This window comes from Mycolicibacterium obuense, from assembly GCF_055397605.1.
Genome location: NZ_AP043663.1, coordinates 1 through 17,448 on the forward strand (window position 1 = coordinate 1; position 17,448 = coordinate 17,448).

Annotated in this window: 14 protein-coding genes and 2 tRNA genes; 12 read left to right on the forward strand and 4 right to left on the reverse strand. The window is 65.9% G+C overall.

Translation table 11 applies throughout. The features are described from left to right. Positions 1-106: 106 nt before the first annotated feature. The 10 genes from dnaA to ACZ50N_RS00050 all read left to right on the forward strand — a co-directional run bounded on the left by dnaA (position 107) and on the right by ACZ50N_RS00050 (position 13,326). A complete protein-coding gene (dnaA, locus tag ACZ50N_RS00005) occupies positions 107-1,576 on the forward strand; it encodes a chromosomal replication initiator protein DnaA (RefSeq protein ID WP_046365070.1) in 1,470 nt (489 codons plus the stop codon). A gap of 552 nt (positions 1,577-2,128) precedes the next feature. Then, complete coding sequence (dnaN, locus tag ACZ50N_RS00010) at positions 2,129-3,322, forward strand: DNA polymerase III subunit beta (protein WP_073683224.1); 1,194 nt, start codon at positions 2,129-2,131, stop codon at positions 3,320-3,322. A gap of 31 nt (positions 3,323-3,353) precedes the next feature. Then, positions 3,354-4,247, forward strand: a complete 894-nt coding sequence (gene gnd, locus ACZ50N_RS00015; RefSeq protein ID WP_046365062.1) for a phosphogluconate dehydrogenase (NAD(+)-dependent, decarboxylating) — start codon at positions 3,354-3,356, stop codon at positions 4,245-4,247. Positions 4,248-4,260: 13 nt separating this feature from the next. Beyond that, complete coding sequence (gene recF / locus ACZ50N_RS00020; RefSeq protein ID WP_046365063.1) at positions 4,261-5,421, forward strand: DNA replication/repair protein RecF; 1,161 nt, start codon at positions 4,261-4,263, stop codon at positions 5,419-5,421. Further along, positions 5,418-5,975 carry a DUF721 family protein gene (locus ACZ50N_RS00025; RefSeq protein ID WP_046365064.1) on the forward strand — a complete coding sequence of 186 codons (558 nt, stop codon included), beginning with the start codon at positions 5,418-5,420 and terminating at the stop codon, positions 5,973-5,975. The genes recF and ACZ50N_RS00025 overlap by 4 nt, the downstream gene beginning before the upstream one ends. A 215-nt stretch (positions 5,976-6,190) precedes the next feature. Continuing rightward, complete coding sequence (gyrB, locus tag ACZ50N_RS00030; RefSeq protein ID WP_046365065.1) at positions 6,191-8,218, forward strand: DNA topoisomerase (ATP-hydrolyzing) subunit B; 2,028 nt, start codon at positions 6,191-6,193, stop codon at positions 8,216-8,218. A gap of 22 nt (positions 8,219-8,240) precedes the next feature. Then, the gene (gene gyrA / locus ACZ50N_RS00035; protein WP_464474263.1) at positions 8,241-12,029 is read left to right on the forward strand and encodes an intein-containing DNA gyrase subunit A; all 3,789 of its coding nucleotides are present in this window, start codon (positions 8,241-8,243) and stop codon (positions 12,027-12,029) included. A gap of 10 nt (positions 12,030-12,039) precedes the next feature. After that, positions 12,040-12,975 carry a DUF3566 domain-containing protein gene (locus ACZ50N_RS00040; RefSeq protein WP_046676566.1) on the forward strand — a complete coding sequence of 312 codons (936 nt, stop codon included), beginning with the start codon at positions 12,040-12,042 and terminating at the stop codon, positions 12,973-12,975. A gap of 70 nt (positions 12,976-13,045) precedes the next feature. After that, positions 13,046-13,119: transfer RNA gene (locus ACZ50N_RS00045), tRNA-Ile, on the forward strand. A 134-nt stretch (positions 13,120-13,253) separates the two neighbouring features. Continuing rightward, positions 13,254-13,326: transfer RNA gene (locus ACZ50N_RS00050), tRNA-Ala, on the forward strand. A gap of 4 nt (positions 13,327-13,330) precedes the next feature. On the opposite strand, the gene ACZ50N_RS00055 is transcribed toward ACZ50N_RS00050, so the two are convergent. Further along, positions 13,331-14,668 carry an L-serine ammonia-lyase gene (locus ACZ50N_RS00055; RefSeq protein WP_464474264.1) on the reverse strand — a complete coding sequence of 446 codons (1,338 nt, stop codon included), beginning with the start codon at positions 14,666-14,668 and terminating at the stop codon, positions 13,331-13,333. A gap of 16 nt (positions 14,669-14,684) precedes the next feature. Continuing rightward, a complete protein-coding gene (gene cwsA, locus ACZ50N_RS00060; RefSeq protein WP_464469334.1) occupies positions 14,685-15,089 on the reverse strand; it encodes a cell wall synthesis protein CwsA in 405 nt (134 codons plus the stop codon). An 88-nt stretch (positions 15,090-15,177) separates the two neighbouring features. Here cwsA and ACZ50N_RS00065 point away from each other — a divergent pair, with 88 nt between their 5' ends. Further along, complete coding sequence (locus tag ACZ50N_RS00065; protein WP_172835723.1) at positions 15,178-15,723, forward strand: peptidylprolyl isomerase; 546 nt, start codon at positions 15,178-15,180, stop codon at positions 15,721-15,723. Positions 15,724-15,727: 4 nt separating this feature from the next. Here the strand turns inward: ACZ50N_RS00065 and ACZ50N_RS00070 are convergent, their stop codons facing one another. Together ACZ50N_RS00070 and crgA are read right to left on the reverse strand one after the other, a co-directional pair. Further along, entirely contained in the window at positions 15,728-16,159 is a 432-nt protein-coding gene (locus ACZ50N_RS00070) for a PH domain-containing protein (RefSeq protein ID WP_464474265.1), read from the reverse strand. A 150-nt stretch (positions 16,160-16,309) separates the two neighbouring features. Further along, positions 16,310-16,591 (reverse strand): cell division protein CrgA, encoded by a 282-nt coding sequence (gene crgA / locus ACZ50N_RS00075; RefSeq protein ID WP_046365546.1) that lies wholly within the window; start codon positions 16,589-16,591, stop codon positions 16,310-16,312. Positions 16,592-16,680: 89 nt separating this feature from the next. Between crgA and ACZ50N_RS00080 the strand changes: the two genes are divergently transcribed. Further along, on the forward strand, positions 16,681-17,442 hold the full coding sequence (locus tag ACZ50N_RS00080) for a DUF881 domain-containing protein (protein WP_464469336.1): 762 nt from the start codon (positions 16,681-16,683) through the stop codon (positions 17,440-17,442). Positions 17,443-17,448 lie beyond the last annotated feature (6 nt).

Sequence of the window (17,448 nt, forward strand, 5' to 3'; positions counted from 1 at the left end):
GGACAACGACGAATTCCTGCATCTCCACAGCCTGTGGATAACTTTGTGGACAGTTCGTCCTCGAGGTGTAGCCGACGTCGCGTCGGCCGGTAGGGGGTGGGTGTTCTTGTCAGCCGACCCCGACCCACCATTTGTCTCGATCTGGAACAACGTCGTCACCGAACTCAACGGTGAGCGCGGATCTGCCAACGGAACCCTGACCCCTCAGCAGCGGGCCTGGCTCAAACTCGTGCAGCCACTCGTCATCACTGAGGGATTCGCACTGTTGTCGGTGCCCACCCCGTTCGTGCAGAACGAGATCGAGCGTCATCTCCGCGAACCGATCATCGCCGCCCTGAGCCGGCAGCTCGGCCAGCGAGTCGAGTTGGGGGTCCGCATCGCCGATCCCGAACCCGAGGCCACTCCGGCCCTGGCCCCTGTGGCAGTTGCCGACAGTGACGACGATCTCGTCGACGACGACCTCGCTGCGAGGGCGAGCGCCGAGGAGAACTGGCCCAGCTTCTTCGCCAACCGGGGAGCCAACGCGAGCACCGACGATGCCACCGCGATCAACCTCAATCGTCGCTACACCTTCGACACGTTCGTGATCGGCGCCTCCAACAGGTTCGCCCACGCCGCGTCGCTCGCCATCGCCGAGGCGCCGGCCCGCGCCTACAACCCACTGTTCATCTGGGGCGAATCCGGTTTGGGCAAAACGCATCTGCTGCACGCCGCCGGTAACTACGCCCAACGACTGTTCCCCGGGATGCGGGTCAAGTACGTCTCCACCGAGGAATTCACCAACGACTTCATCAACTCGCTGCGCGATGATCGCCGTGCGTCGTTCAAACGCACCTACCGCGACATCGACGTCCTGCTGGTCGACGACATCCAGTTCATCGAGGGCAAGGACGGCATCCAGGAAGAGTTCTTCCACACGTTCAACACCCTGCACAACGCGAACAAGCAGATCGTCATCTCCTCCGATCGGCCGCCCAAACAGCTCGCAACCCTGGAGGACCGGCTGCGCACTCGCTTCGAGTGGGGCCTGATCACCGATGTGCAGCCGCCGGAGCTCGAGACCCGAATCGCAATTCTGCGCAAGAAGGCGCAGATGGATCGGCTCGACGTTCCTGACGACGTGCTCGAGCTGATCGCCAGCCGCATCGAACGCAACATCCGCGAGCTCGAGGGCGCACTCATCCGTGTCACGGCATTCGCCTCGCTGAACAAGACCTCGATCGACAAGTCACTCGCCGAGATCGTGCTCCGTGATCTGATCTCCGATTCCTCGACGATGCAGATCAGCACCGCTGCGATCATGGCCGCGACCGCGGAGTACTTCGAGACCAGCATCGACGAATTGCGCGGCCCCGGTAAGACCCGAGCGCTCGCTCAATCCCGGCAGATCGCGATGTACCTCTGCCGTGAACTCACCGATCTCTCGCTCCCCAAGATCGGCCAGGCATTCGGTCGCGACCACACCACGGTCATGTACGCGGAGAAGAAGATTCGCGGTGAGATGGCCGAGCGGCGTGAGGTCTTCGATCACGTGAAAGAACTGACGACACGGATTCGGCAGCGCGCCAAGCGCTGATCGTCGCACACCCCTGGTTGCCCGTCGCCGCGTCCGCGCGGCCCTGTTGTCATGTCCTCAGAACCAAAAAACTTTGCCCTCATTGGCACCTCCAGTCACAGCAGCGCCCTGGGGAGCACCTGTGCACAACCTGTTGCCAACACGGCCGCAGATCGGGGGGTTTCTCCCCAGATCGCCGTTCATCCCCAGCCCGCCCTCGAGACCGCACCGACCATGCACAGCTCCCCCACAACCGCGCAGTGGCACTGGCCTGCGGGAAGCCGCCCGTATCCCCAGATTGCACAGCACCTAGTACTACTGCTCATTTCTCTCTATCAATTCTTCTCAGAAGAAGGGTCCTGGGGAAAGCACACGGTGGACGGCTTCGTAGCGCCTGTTCGCGGCGCGTTGTCAGCCCGATCGTTTAGCTTTCAACTTGGAGCGGAAAGCTCTACGGTGGTTCATCGACAGCCGTTCCGGTCGTCGCAGCGTGTCGTAGCGGCGCGGTGTGCCCGTCGGAGAAATCGCTGAACATGGCTTCATCGGGGTGTACATCGAAGGGACGCAACCAACGTGTCGACGTCAACGGTAGGTCTGACGGACTTGAAGTTCCGGCTGAGCCGCGAGGAGTTCGCCGACGCGGTCGCCTGGGTGGCCCGTAACCTTCCGTCCCGGCCGACGGTGCCCGTCCTCGCCGGTGTGCTGCTGACCGGATCCGACGAGGGTCTGACGATCTCCGGATTCGACTACGAGGTCTCGGCCGAAGTGCAGATCGCCGCCGAAATCGCCTCTCCCGGAAGCGTTTTGGTGTCGGGTCGGCTGCTCTCCGACATCGTCCGCGCGCTGCCCGCCAAGCCGGTCGACGTGAGCGTGGAAGGCACCCGCGTCGCGCTGACCTGCGGCAGTGCCCGATTCTCCCTGCCGACGATGGCCGTCGAGGACTACCCGACGCTGCCCACGCTTCCCGACGAGACCGGTGTGGTCTCGGCAGATCTGTTCGCCGAGGCCATCGGCCAGGTCGCCGTGGCTGCCGGTCGGGATGACACGCTGCCGATGCTGACCGGGATCCGCGTGGAGATCTCCGGGGAGAAGGTCGTGTTGGCCGCCACCGACCGGTTCCGGCTCGCGGTGCGGGAACTGACATGGTCGACGGCGACCCCCGGCGTGGAGGCGGCTGTCCTGGTCCCGGCGAAAACACTTGCAGAGGCTGCCAAGGCGGGAACCGACGGCAACGAGGTCCACTTGTCGCTGGGAAGCGGCCCGACCGTGGGCAAAGAGGGCCTGCTCGGAATTCGCAGCAAGGGCAAGCGCAGCACCACCCGATTGCTGGACGCCGAATTCCCGAAGTTCCGCCAGCTCCTGCCGACCGAGCACACCGCGGTGGCCACCATCGGTGTCGCCGAGCTGACCGAGGCGATCAAGCGTGTCGCCCTGGTGGCCGACCGTGGCGCGCAGGTGCGAATGGAATTCGCAGATGACGTACTGCGGCTCTCGGCCGGCGCCGACGATGTCGGCCGGGCGGAGGAAGATCTGCCGGTCGAGTTCTCCGGCGAGCCGCTGACCATCGCATTCAATCCGACGTATCTGACCGACGGGCTGGGCTCCCTGCACGCCGAGCGAGTCACTTTCGGTTTCACCACTCCCAGCCGCCCTGCGGTTCTTCGCCCGGCAGGCCAGGATGATTCGAGTAGCGACGGGGCGGGACCCTATCCGGCGGCACAGACGGACTACGTCTATCTGCTGATGCCGGTTCGTCTCCCCGGCTGATCGCACGCACTGACGACAGAAGGGCGCGGACATGCAGCTGGGTCTCATCGGCCTGGGTAAGATGGGTTTCAACATGAGGTCGCGCTTGCGTGACGGCGGGCACGAGGTGATCGGGTTCGATCCACGCCCCGAGGTCTCCGATGTCGCCTCGCTGGAGGACCTGGCGTCGGCGCTGCAGGCTCCGCGCGTGGTCTGGGTGATGGTGCCGTCCGGTCCGATCACCGATCAGACCATCACGGAATTGGCCGGTGTGCTTTCGGAGGGCGATCTCGTCATCGATGGCGGCAATTCCCGCTACACCGAAGACAAGCCGCACGCAGAGTTGTTGGCGCAGAAGGGTATTGCGTTCATCGATGCCGGCGTCTCGGGTGGTATCTGGGGTTTGACCGAAGGCTACGGGCTGATGGTGGGCGGCAGCGACGGCGATATCGCGCGGGCCATGCCGATCTTCGACACGTTGCGCCCGCCCGGACCGGTCGAAGACGGATTCGTGCACGCCGGCCCCGTCGGGGCGGGGCACTTCGCCAAGATGGTGCACAACGGTGTCGAGTATGCGCTGATGACGGCCTACGCCGAGGGCTATGAGATGTTGGCCGCCGAAGATCTGGTGAAGGATCCCCAGGCCGTGTATCAGGCCTGGACGAATGGCACCGTGGTCCGGTCGTGGTTGCAGCAGCTGCTCGCCAAGGCTCTCAAAGAGGACCCGAATCTCAACGAGATCAGCGGCTACACAGAGGATTCCGGTGAGGGTCGGTGGACGGTCGAGGAGGCCATCCGACTGCGGGTACCGGTTCCGGGTATCGCGGCGTCACTGTTCGCGCGGTTCCTGTCCCGTCAGGACGACTCGCCGACGATGAAGGCTGTGGCAGCGCTGCGCAACCAATTCGGCGGGCACGCGGTGAAGAGGGTGAGCGAGTCCGGGTGAGCGAGGCGAACCGGTGTACGTACGTCGCCTCGCACTGACGGATTTCCGGTCCTGGCCGCGGGTGGAGATCGAACTCGACCCCGGCCGTACCGTCTTCGTCGGATCCAACGGCTTCGGTAAGACGAATCTCGTTGAAGCGCTGTGGTATTCGTCGACACTTGGTTCGCACCGCGTTGCCACTGACGCGCCGCTGATCCGCGCGGGCGCCGATCGTGCCGTGATCTCCACCATCGTCGTCAGCGATGGACGAGAACTCGCTGTCGACCTGGACATCACGTCTGGCCGGGCCAACAAGGCGCGGCTGAACCGCTCCCCCGTCCGGTCGGCCCGCGAGATCCTCGGTGTGCTGCGTGCGGTGCTGTTCGCCCCGGAGGACCTGGCGCTCGTCCGAGGGGATCCCGGCGAGCGCCGGCGTTACCTCGACGATCTGGCCACGATTCGTCGACCCCGCATCGCCGGCGTACGCGCGGACTACGACAAAGTGGTGCGGCAGCGCACGGCACTGCTCAAGACGGCCTCCGGTGCCCGGTTCCGAGGTGACCGCTCGGCGTTGGAGACGCTCGACGTGTGGGACGGTCACCTCGCCGCCCACGGGGCTGCGCTGATCGCCGCGCGGGTGGAGCTCGTCAACGAGCTGGCGCCCGAAGTGGAGAAGGCGTACCAGTTGCTGGCGCCGGCGTCGAGGCCCGCGGCTGTGCGATACCGCAGCGGTGTGGATGTGGTGGAAGCCGAAGCTGCCGTGGGTAATACGGACATCGAGGTGTTCGAGGCGGCATTGCTGGACGCGTTGAGCAGGCGTCGCGATGCCGAACTGGAGCGGGGCGTGTGTCTTGTCGGACCCCACCGGGATGATCTGGATCTGAGGTTGGGCGATCAGCCGGCGAAGGGTTTCGCCAGTCACGGCGAGAGCTGGTCCATGGCGTTGGCGCTGCGGCTGGCGGCGTACGAACTTCTTCGCAGAGAGGGAGGAGACCCCGTGCTTCTCCTCGACGACGTGTTCGCCGAGCTCGACACCGCGCGTCGGGACGCTCTCGCCCGGGTCGCGGCCACCGCCGAGCAGGTGTTGGTGACCGCGGCAGTGCCCGAAGACATTCCGCGCGAGTGGGATGCGCGACGCATCGAGATCACGATGCGCGACGGTGACGAGGGCCGCGTATCGGAGGTGATGTCATGACCGACGCAGAGGATCCCATCGAGCCGCCGGCTCACCTGGCCCATCTCAAGGGAATGGACCTGGTCCGGCGTGCTCTCGAGGAGGCTCGCGGCGCCGCGCGAGAGCAGGGGAAGAACGTCGGGCGCGGCCGTCAGGCACCCGCGCCTCGGCGCACAGGCTCGTCGAGCCGGCGCCGGTGGTCCGGTCCCGGCCCCGATGTGCGGGATCCCCAGACCCTCGGTGCGGCGACCAGTGATGTGGCGCGCAGCCGGGGCTGGAACGGCCGAGTTGCCGAGGGTGCGGTGTTCGGGAGGTGGCATGAAGTGGTCGGTGCCCAGATCGCCGACCATGCGGTACCGGCGTCGCTGGCCGACGGCGTTCTCACCGTGACGGCGGAATCGACGGCGTGGGCCACACAGTTGCGGATGGTGCAGGCGCAACTGCTGGCAAAGATCGCCGCGGCCGTCGGGGACGGCGTCGTCACCGGTCTCAAGATCGTCGGTCCGGTGGGTCCATCCTGGCGGAAAGGTCCCTACCGGGTGCAGGGGCGGGGCCCGCGTGACACCTATGGCTGAGAGCCGCGAGAACGTGATCAGCAGCCGCGCGAAGCGTCTGGACCTATCTCGAGTCGGAAAAATCGACGCACGGCGCGATTAGGTGTGTCAAAACGCAGTTCCAGTGTCAGCCCTGACGCCATGTTTCGGTAGACTATCCAGGTGATCCGCGAGGGGGTCGTCAGATTCCCCGTGCAGGCTTCCGCCTGCCCAAGACCCAAGGAGACCCGCTCAACGTGGCTGCCCAGAAGAACAATGGTCCCACCGAGTACGGCGCCGATTCGATCAAAGTTCTCGAGGGTCTGGAAGCGGTCCGCAAGCGGCCAGGTATGTACATCGGCTCCACCGGTGAGCGTGGACTCCACCACCTGATCTGGGAGGTCGTCGACAACGCCGTCGACGAGGCGATGGCGGGCTTCGCCACCAAGGTCGACGTACGCATCCTCGAAGACGGCGGCGTCCAGGTCACCGATGACGGCCGAGGGATCCCCGTGGCCATGCACGCAACCGGCATCCCGACCATTGACGTCGTCATGACCGTCCTGCACGCCGGCGGGAAGTTCGAAGAGGGCGCCTACCAGGTCTCCGGTGGCCTCCACGGCGTGGGCGTCTCGGTGGTCAACGCGCTGTCGACACGTCTCGAAGCCGACATCCACAAGGACGGGTTCGAATGGCATCAGACCTATGACAAGTCGGTGCCCGGCACGTTGCGCAAGGGCGAGCCGTCCAAGAAGACCGGCTCCACGATCCGGTTCTGGGCCGATCCGGACATCTTCGAGACCACCACCTATGACTTCGAGACGATCGCGCGGCGCCTCCAGGAGATGGCATTCCTGAACAAAGGGCTGACCATCGAGCTGACCGACGAGCGGGTCGCCCCGGAAGAGGTCGTCGACGACATCGTCAGCGATCACGCCGAAGCGCCGAAATCCGCCGAGGAGAAGGCCGCCGAGAAAGCCGCCCCGCAGAAGGTCAAGCACCGGGTGTTCCACTACCCCGGCGGCCTGGTCGACTTCGTCAAACACATCAACCGCACCAAGACCGCGATCCAGCCCAGCGTCATCGATTTCGACGGCAAGGGTCCCGGACACGAGGTCGAGATCGCGATGCAGTGGAACGCCGGCTACTCCGAGTCTGTCCACACCTTCGCCAACACGATCAACACCCACGAGGGCGGCACCCACGAAGAGGGCTTCCGGGCCGCACTCACCACGGTCGTGAACAAGTACGCCAAAGACAAGAAGCTGCTCAAGGAGAAGGACCCGAACCTCACCGGAGACGACATCCGCGAGGGGTTGGCCGCCGTCATCTCGGTGAAGGTGTCGCAGCCGCAGTTCGAAGGTCAGACCAAGACCAAGCTCGGCAACACCGAGGTGAAGTCGTTCGTCCAGAAGATCTGCAACGAACAGCTCACACACTGGTTCGAGGCGAACCCGGCCGAGGCGAAAACGGTTGTCAACAAGGCAGTCTCGTCCGCGCAGGCGCGGATGGCGGCGCGCAAGGCGCGCGAGCTGGTGCGGCGCAAGAGCGCCACCGACATCGGCGGCCTGCCCGGCAAGCTCGCCGACTGCCGCTCGACGGATCCCACCAAGTCGGAACTGTATGTGGTGGAGGGTGATTCGGCCGGCGGCTCGGCCAAGAGCGGTCGCGACTCGATGTTCCAGGCGATCCTGCCGCTGCGCGGCAAGATCATCAACGTCGAGAAGGCCCGCATCGACCGCGTCCTGAAGAACACCGAAGTCCAGGCGATCATCACCGCGCTGGGCACCGGCATCCACGACGAGTTCGACCTCGCCAAGCTGCGCTACCACAAGATCGTCTTGATGGCCGACGCAGACGTCGACGGTCAGCACATCTCGACGCTGCTCCTGACGCTGCTGTTCCGGTTCATGAAGCCGCTGGTGGAGAACGGGCACATCTTCTTGGCGCAGCCGCCGCTGTACAAGCTGAAGTGGCAGCGTAGCGAGCCCGAGTTCGCGTATTCGGACCGCGAACGCGACGGGCTGCTCGAGGCGGGCCGTGCCGCTGGTAAGCGGATCAACGCCGAAGACGGCATCCAGCGTTACAAGGGTCTGGGCGAGATGGACGCCAAGGAGCTGTGGGAGACCACGATGGACCCGTCGGTGCGAGTGCTGCGGCAGGTGACGCTCGACGACGCGGCCGCGGCCGACGAGCTGTTCTCCATTCTGATGGGCGAGGACGTCGAAGCTCGACGCAGCTTCATCACCCGCAACGCCAAAGACGTTCGCTTCCTTGACGTTTAACTCTCACAGCTGAGGAAACTCCATGACTGACACCACCCTGCCGCCCGGCGACGAAGCCGGCGACCGGATCGAACCGGTCGACATCCAGCAGGAAATGCAGCGCAGCTACATCGACTACGCGATGAGCGTGATCGTCGGCCGCGCACTGCCCGAGGTCCGCGACGGCCTCAAGCCGGTGCACCGCCGCGTCCTGTACGCCATGTTCGACTCGGGCTTCCGACCCGACCGCGGCCACGCGAAGTCCGCCCGATCGGTCGCCGAGACGATGGGTAACTATCACCCGCACGGTGATTCGTCGATCTACGATACCCTGGTCCGGATGGCGCAGCCGTGGTCGCTTCGGTATCCACTGGTCGACGGGCAGGGCAACTTCGGCTCGCCGGGTAACGATCCCCCGGCCGCGATGCGCTACTGCGTCACCGCAGACGCGCAGGTGCGCATGCCGTTCGGTCAGACGGTGCGCATAGGCGATGTAGTTCCGGGTGCGCGACCGAATTCCGACAATGACGTCGAGATGAAGGTTCTGGATCGGCACGGCAATCCTGTGGTGGCCGACAAGCTGTTCCATTCGGGTGAACACCAGACGTTCACCGTCAGAACCGCCGAAGGGTACGAGGTCACCGGTACGGCGAACCACCCGCTGTTATGTCTCGTCGACGTTGGTGGCGTGCCGACGCTGTTGTGGAAGTTGATCGAGGAGATCTCTCCGAACGATCGAGTGGTCCTGCAGAGGACGCCCCCGGTTGAGTTCGGTCCGGGCGAATGGCACGACGTCATGGAAGCGCTGCTCCTCGGCGCGTTCATCAGCGAGGGCTTCGTCAGTGAGACCCGCGCTGGCTTCAACAATCTCGATCGTGACTACTTCAATATGGTTGTCGCCGCCTACGACTCGGTGGTAGGCGGAGCCCGATACGTCTATGAACGGCAGATCGCGTCCGGATCGCAATTGCTCGAACTGGACGTCCAGAACCTCTCGTCGTTGCGGCAAAGCCGCCTTGCTCAGCTTGTCGGCCAGCGTTCTGCTGCGAAAGCCGTACCCAATTGGCTGTGGAATTCGCCAGCAGCCGTGAAGAGGGCGTTCCTACAAGCTCTGTTCGAGGGCGATGGTTCCTGTTCAGCGCTGCCGCGCAACACGATCCAGGTGTCGTACGCCACGCGCAGCGGGCAGCTGGCGAGGGACGTCCAGCAGATGCTCCTGGAGTTCGGCGTGATTTCACGTCGCTATCTGCACGCAAGGGGCGAGCACAAGGTTGCGATTACCAATCGAGCACATGCCGAAGATTTCAGTGCTCGAGTCGGATTCGGTGGGGCCAAGCAGCGGAAGTTGGTTGGCTTGCTGGAAGCGCTACCTGAGCGGGCTGCTGGCCTCGACGGGGACCAGGTCCCCGGCCTCGCATCTTTCATACGCAGGGAGTGCGGAAGTCGCTGGATTGACAAGGAGTGGCTCCTCAAGCACGCCGTGGATCGCATCTCCAGGTGGCGGCGAGACGGCGATGAGATTCTGAGTCACATTGGTGACCCACAGGTGAGGACCATTGCCGTCGACCTCACCGACGGTCGGTTCTATTACGCACGGGTGGCGTCAGTCACCGACGCCGGGGTGCAGCCTGTGTACAGCCTGCGCGTCGATACCGACGACCACTCCTTCATCACCAACGGTTTCGTCAGCCACAACACCGAGGCGCGGCTGACTCCCCTGGCGATGGAGATGCTGCGTGAAATCGACGAGGAGACAGTCGATTTCATTCCGAACTACGACGGCCGGGTACAGGAGCCGACGGTTCTGCCGAGCAGGTTCCCGAACCTGCTCGCCAACGGTTCCGGCGGCATCGCGGTCGGCATGGCCACCAACATGCCGCCGCACAACCTGCGTGAGCTCGCCGACGCCGTCTACTGGTGCCTGGACAACCACGAGGCCGACGAGGAAGCCACGCTCACCGCGGTGTGCGAGCGCGTCAAGGGACCCGATTTCCCGACGCATGGCTTGATCGTTGGCTCGCAGGGCATTTCGGACACCTACCACACGGGCCGCGGATCGATCCGGATGCGCGGTGTGGTCGAGGTCGAAGAGGATTCGCGTGGGCGGACCTCGCTGGTGATCACCGAGCTGCCGTATCAGGTCAACCACGACAACTTCATCACCTCGATCGCCGAGCAGGTCCGTGACGGCAGGCTCACCGGCATCTCGAACATCGAGGATCAGTCCAGCGACCGGGTGGGTCTGCGGATCGTCGTCGAGGTCAAGCGCGACGCCGTGGCCAAGGTGGTGCTGAACAATCTCTACAAGCACACCCAGCTGCAGACCAGCTTCGGCGCCAACATGCTCTCCATCGTGGACGGGGTGCCGCGCACCCTGCGCCTGGACCAGTTGATTCGCCACTACGTCAATCACCAGTTGGATGTCATCGTTCGACGTACGCGGTACCGGTTGCGCAAGGCCAACGAACGGGCCCACATCCTGCGCGGTCTGGTCAAGGCGCTCGACGCGCTCGACGAGGTCATCGCGTTGATCCGTGCGTCGGCCAACGTCGACGTCGCCCGCCAAGGCCTGATCGAGCTGCTCGACGTCGACGAGATCCAGGCCCAGGCGATCCTGGACATGCAGCTGCGGCGCCTGGCCGCTCTGGAGCGTCAGCGCATCATCGACGACCTCGCGAAGATCGAGGCGGAGATCGCCGACCTCGAGGACATCCTCGCCAAGCCGGAGCGGCAGCGCGCCATCGTGCGCGACGAGCTCAAGGAGATCGTCGACAAGTACGGCGACGACCGGCGCACCCGGATCATCGCCGCCGACGGTGAGGTGGCCGACGAGGACCTGATCGCGCGCGAGGACGTCGTGGTCACGATCACCGAGACCGGCTACGCCAAGCGCACCAAGACCGACCTCTATCGCAGCCAGAAGCGCGGCGGCAAGGGCGTCCAGGGCGCGGGGCTCAAGCAGGACGACATCGTCAACCACTTCTTCGTCTGCTCCACCCACGACTGGATCCTGTTCTTCACCACGCAGGGCCGGGTGTACCGGGCGAAGGCGTACGAGCTGCCCGAGGCGTCCCGCACGGCGCGGGGACAGCACGTCGCGAATCTGCTGGCGTTCCAGCCGGAGGAGCGCATCGCCCAGGTCATCCAGCTCAAGACCTACGAAGACGCGCCGTACCTGGTGCTCGCCACCCGCAACGGGCTGGTGAAGAAGTCGCGACTGGTCGACTTCGACTCGAACCGGTCCGGTGGCATCGTCGCGGTCAACCTGCGCGACGGTGACGAGCTCGTCGGTGCGGTGCTCTGCTCCAGCGAGAACGATCTGCTGCTCGTCTCGGCCAACGGCCAGTCGATTCGATTCTCCGCGACCGATGAAGCGCTGCGGCCGATGGGTCGTGCCACCTCGGGCGTACAGGGGATGCGGTTCAACGGCGACGACGCGCTGCTGTCGCTGAACGTGGTGCAGCCGGATACGTACCTGCTGGTCGCGACATCGGGTGGCTACGCCAAGCGCACAGCCATCGACGAGTACCCCGTCCAGGGCCGCGGCGGCAAGGGGGTGCTGACCATCATGTTCGACAAGCGTCGTGGCACTCTTGTGGGCGCGTTGATCGTCGACGACGAGACCGAGTTGTACGCCATCACCTCAGGTGGCGGCGTCATCCGGACCGCCGCGCGACAGGTTCGCAAGGCCGGCCGCCAGACCAAGGGCGTCCGGTTGATGAATCTCGGTGACGGCGACACCCTGATCGCCATCGCCCGCAACGCCGAAGAGGGCGACGGTACCGACGAGGTCGACACCGACATCGGCGACGAGCCGACGACGGAGCAGTGAGGAGCGGTCAGTGAGCTCACCGAACGAGCCGGGGCACCCGCGTGCGGGTGAGGCGTCCGGCGGGACCGGCAACGGGTCGGCGCCAGGCGCGCCGGCACCGAGCCACAGCGGTCCGCCGCCGCAGGCACCGACTCGGTCCGCCGAGCACAGCGATGTGCCGCCGTGGCAGCGGGGCCCGCAGGCGCGGGCCCGTCAGCAGCAGGCGCCGGACGCGCAGGGTGGGCTGGACGCGCGGCTGAACCGCTTCATCGCCGGTGGCCCCGACAGCGACCAGGCGCCGCGAGGGGACCGTCCCGACGGGCGTCCGGACAGCGACCGTCCCGACCCGCAGCGGGCGGGGGCGCGATCGGAGGGCAACCGCACCGAGGCCACCGCCACCGACGTCCATCGCCCGGAACCGCCGACCCGCACCGAAACTCAGGGTGGGCGCGCCTATGCGAGCGAGCTCCCCGATCTGTCGGGACCGCCCCGGTCCGCGCAGCAGCGTAAGCCCGTCGAGCGGCCGGCCGAATCGACGGCGAAGCCGCCGCAGAAGGCTCCGGCGAGCAGGGCTGTGCAGGTGGGTCCACGGCCGCACAGCGGTCCGGTGCGGGCGAGCATGCAGATCCGCCGCGTGGATCCGTGGAGCGCGTTGAAGGTGTCGCTGGTGCTGTCGGTGGCGCTGTTCTTCGTGTGGATGATCGCGGTGGCGTTCCTGTACCTCGTGCTGGGCGGCATGGGCGTGTGGAGCAAGTTGAACAGCAACGTCGGTGACCTGCTCACCAGCGCGAGCGGCAGCTCGGGTGGCGAGCTGGTGTCGGCGAGCACGATCTTCGGTGGAGCGGCGCTGATCGGCCTGGTCAACATCGTGCTGCTGGCCGCGGCCGCAACGATCGGGGCGTTCATCTACAACCTGACCACCGACCTCGTCGGCGGTGTGGAGGTCACGCTCGCCGACCGCGACTGAGCTGGTTTGGGAGTCGGCTTGTCGGTGAGGTAATCTCGCTGCTCGGCCGTGCGATTGATTGCGGTGCAACGGGGCTATAGCTCAGGCGGTTAGAGCGCTTCGCTGATAACGAAGAGGTCGGAGGTTCGAGTCCTCCTAGCCCCACGGAAAGGTCTACATCGATGAAGGTGATGCTGATCCTCGTGGCCGGCATTGCCGCGGCCGCCGCCCTGGTGGTGTGGCGGACCCAGCACAGCCCCGAAATCTGGCACACCCTCCCCGATGCACCTTCCTGACGAGGGGCCTTAGCTCAGTTGGTAGAGCGCTGCCTTTGCAAGGCAGATGTCAGGAGTTCGAATCTCCTAGGCTCCACAATTCAACACTCCACGACGTTGAGCGCCAGTCCCCCGCGTGACGTCTCCTTGTACTTGTCGGCCATGTCGGCGCCGGTGTCCCGCATGGTCTTGATCGCGGTGTCCAGGCTGACGTGATGGGTGCCGTCACCGAACAGCGCCATTCTCGCGGCGGTGATTGCCTTGACCGACGCGACGGCGTTGCGCTCGATGCACGGGATCTGTACCAGTCCCCCGACAGGGTCACACGTCAGGCCGAGGTTGTGTTCGATCCCGATTTCGGCGGCGTTCTCCACCTGCGCCGGGGTACCGCCCATCACCGCCGCGAGTCCCGCTGCGGCCATCGAGCACGCCGAGCCGACCTCGCCCTGACACCCCACCTCCGCGCCCGAGATCGACGCGTTCGTCTTGAACAGCTGCCCGATCGCGGCCGCTGTCAACAGGAACTCCACGACGCCGTCGTCGTCGGCTCCGGGCACAAAGCGCCAGTAGTAGTGCAGCACCGCAGGGATGATCCCGGCCGCGCCGTTCGTCGGCGCTGTGACGACCCGGCCGCCGCCCGCGTTCTCCTCGTTGACCGCCAGCGCGTATACCGTCACCCAATCCATCGCGTACAGCGGATCAGACGGATCGGCCTCCAGGGCCGCGGCCAAGGCGGCCGCGCGCCGGCGTACGCGTAACCCGCCCGGCAGCGTCCCCGTGGCGGTCAAGCCGTGCGCCACGCACTCCTGCATCGTCTGCCAGATGCGCAGCAGCCCGTCCCGGAGCTGACCACCGTCGCCGAGGGCCTGCTCGTTGGCGATGACGAGATCACTGATGCGACAACGTTGTTCGTCACACAGCGCGACGAGTTCGGCAGCCGTCCGGAACGGGAACGGCACGGAGACTCCGACGGCTGACGCCCCCGTGTCCTCCTCGTCGACGATGAAGCCGCCCCCGACCGAGTAGTACACGTGCGAATCCACCGCGGCGCCGTCGGCCGCCAACGCGGTGAACACCATGCCGTTGCTGTGAAAGGCCATCGCCTGCAACGACATCACGATCTCGACGGTGACCGGGTGCTCCCCCGCCACACGCAACCGGCCGTCTCGCTGGATCTCCTCGGCCCGCACCCGCACATGCTCGGGATCGACCGTCTCGGGCTCAGCACCTTCCAGCCCGAGGACCACTGCACCGGGAGTCCCGTGCCCGGCCCCGGTCGCGCCGAGCGATCCGAACAGCTCGACGCGCACGTGAGTGACGTCGGCCAGCGATCCCTGCAGCCGTTCGGTGAATCGGCGTGCTGCGCGCATCGGGCCCACCGTGTGTGAGCTCGACGGTCCGATACCGATCGAGAACAGGTCGAACACCGAGATGGTCACGGCGCGCTACCTCGGCCTACGGCTTGGGGGTGACCTCGACGCTCGGGGGCAGCGGCGAGGGTTCGGGCTGCGTCGAGCGGCGGGCGATCGAGAAGGCGGCTGCTCCCCCGGCGAGCACGGCCGCCCCGACGGCGACCACAAGCAGGCGGGGCCGGCGGCGGCGCTTCGGCGCGCGCACCTTCTCAAGGGTCTCCGGCAGGTTGGCCACCGCCTCCGAAGCGGCGACGAGCTCGTCCTTCAGCTGCTGGGCGACCTGGCTGCTGCGGTACTTCTGGCCGACCCACGACGCCGACGAGCGCACGGAGTTCACGCCGATGCCGACAGCGCCGCGGGTGACGTCCACGGGCCCGACCGTCGAGTACTTCAGGCCTCGGCTGAGCCGCTGGCTCGGGGTCAATCGGACTCGGGTCTTGGAGCTCATGGCCCACCTTTCTCGGCACCGGATGACAACGAGCCTCAGCCTGCCATCTCCGCCAACCCCACGCTGCCGGGTTGGCCGTCAGAGGCGCGTGGCACACTGGCTTTCCGTGACGAGCCCTATTCAGACCGCGACCGCGACCCTGCACACCAACCGCGGCGACATCAAGATCGCGCTGTTCGGTAACCACGCCCCCAAGACCGTGGCCAACTTCGTCGGCCTGTCCCAGGGCACCAAGGATTACAGCACCGAGAATGCGTCGGGTGGCTCGTCGGGACCGTTCTACGACGGCGCCGTGTTCCACCGCGTCATCGACGGATTCATGATCCAGGGCGGCGACCCGACCGGTACCGGTCGCGGCGGCCCGGGCTACCAGTTCGCCGACGAGTTCCACCCCGAGCTGCAGTTCGACAAGCCCTACCTGCTGGCGATGGCCAACGCCGGACCGGGCACCAACGGCTCGCAGTTCTTCATCACCGTCGGCAAGACACCGCACCTGAACCGTCGCCACACCATCTTCGGTGAGGTCGTCGATCCGGAGTCGCAGAAGGTCGTCGACGCCATCGCCACCACGGCCACCGACCGCAGCGATCGCCCCACCGATCCGGTCGTCATCGAGTCGGTCACCATCTCCTAGACGGCTAGCGACCGGCGCCGCGCGCGAAGCCGGCGTCGGTCAGCGCGTCGAGGACCCGTAGCGGGTCCGTTCCCACGTCCCACCGGCTCAGCACCAGGAGCCGGTCATCGGTGGTGTCGATCTCCAGCAGCCGCACCGTGCGGCCAATCCGGCGGAACTCCGTGATGCGGATCAGGCTGATATCGGGGCGGGTGAGCCGCCGTGTGGTGACCCAACCGCGGTAGATCAGAGCGTCGGAGTCGATTGCCAGTTTTGGACGAGCGCGCCACGACAGCGCGGCAAACGTGAGCAAACCGATCGCGGCAGTGCCGATCAGAATCCGCCCCGGCAGGTCTGTGACCAGCGTCACAACGCCGACAGCGAGCAGAACACCCACTCCGGCGGCCCCGATGATGCCTGCCGTCGGTGGACCCCACGATGTTTGCTGGGTGGGCAAGTCACACCCTCCTACCGGGGCTTACTTCGTTATCCACAAGTGCTATCCCCAATGGGGATGAATAACATCGATGTGATCTGGTGAAGCGCAGGTTGCGGGCGGTCGAACGGCCGGCAACCAAGGACACACGACGGCGGGTGCGGGGCCGCGTCACCGCCAGCGCATCGTGAGCAGCAAACCGGTGATCATGAAGCCGAATGCGATGGCGTAGTTCCACACGTTCAGGTTGCTCATCCACTGCAGGAAGCTCGGCACATCCGGCCCGCTGCCGGCCAACTGGAACACGATCAGCCATGCCAGACCGATCAGCATGAGGCCGCAGAACAGCACCACGAACCACACGCTCGACGGACCGGCCTTGACCTTGACCGGCGTCCGGCTCACCGGATTGATGGTGAAGTCGTTCTTCTTGCGGACCTTGGACTTGGGCATGGGTACCTTCGGACGATTCGGTGCGACGATATGTACGAGAGAGCCTAACGCAGCCGCGATCAGCCTCGACTCCTGGAGAGACGCAACCGATGGATGCCCGTGACCGAACTGTTCGTTCGCGTTCTGCTTGGCGTGTGGGTGTTCCCGTGGTGTGCGCCGCTGCCGGTCTCCTCCTCGGCGCGACCTACAGCGTGTCCGGTGGCGATGAGATCCGGCGCAGTGATGCGCCGCGGCTGGTCGACCTGGTCCGTGAGACGCAGCAGTCGGTGGATCGGCTGACCGCCGAGCGCGACGCGTTGTCCCCGCAGATCGAGAACCATCACGGCGGCTCCCCCAGCGCGGCGGCGGCGCTGACCGCCATCTCCGGCCGCGCCGACGCGTTGGCCCCCGACGGCGGGCTGACCCCGATGCGCGGCCCTGGCCTCGTCGTCACCCTCAACGACGCCCAGCGTGACGCCCAGGGCCGATTTCCGCGCGATGCGTCGCCCGACGACCTCGTGGTTCACCAGCAAGACATCCAGGCTGTTCTCAATGCGCTGTGGAGTGCCGGCGCGGAGGGTATCCAGATGCAGGACCAGCGGTTGATCGCGACCTCAGCGCCGCGCTGCGTCGGCAACACCCTGTTGCTCAACGGCCGCACCTACAGCCCGCCGTATGTGGTCACCGCGGTCGGCGATGCGGCGGCGATGCAGCGCGCGCTGTCCGAGGCGCCCCTGGTGACGCTGTACAAGCAGTACGCGGTCCGATTCGGCCTCGGCTACCAGGAAGAGGCGCGCGAGGTGGAGTTGGTCGGCTACACCGCGCCGATCACGATGAAGTACGCCCAACCGATCGGACCTCTGGGGTACTGACGTTCG

Coding starts and splice junctions, on each gene's coding strand:
- ACZ50N_RS00025 (WP_046365064.1), top strand. CDS start 5,418: ATGACCGACGCAGAGGATCCCATCGAGCCGCCGGCTCACCTGGCCCAT.
- cwsA (WP_464469334.1), bottom strand. CDS start 15,089: ATGAGCTCCAAGACCCGAGTCCGATTGACCCCGAGCCAGCGGCTCAGC.
- crgA (WP_046365546.1), bottom strand. CDS start 16,591: ATGCCCAAGTCCAAGGTCCGCAAGAAGAACGACTTCACCATCAATCCG.
- ACZ50N_RS00080 (WP_464469336.1), top strand. CDS start 16,681: ATGGATGCCCGTGACCGAACTGTTCGTTCGCGTTCTGCTTGGCGTGTG.
- gyrA (WP_464474263.1), top strand. CDS start 8,241: ATGACTGACACCACCCTGCCGCCCGGCGACGAAGCCGGCGACCGGATC.
- gnd (WP_046365062.1), top strand. CDS start 3,354: ATGCAGCTGGGTCTCATCGGCCTGGGTAAGATGGGTTTCAACATGAGG.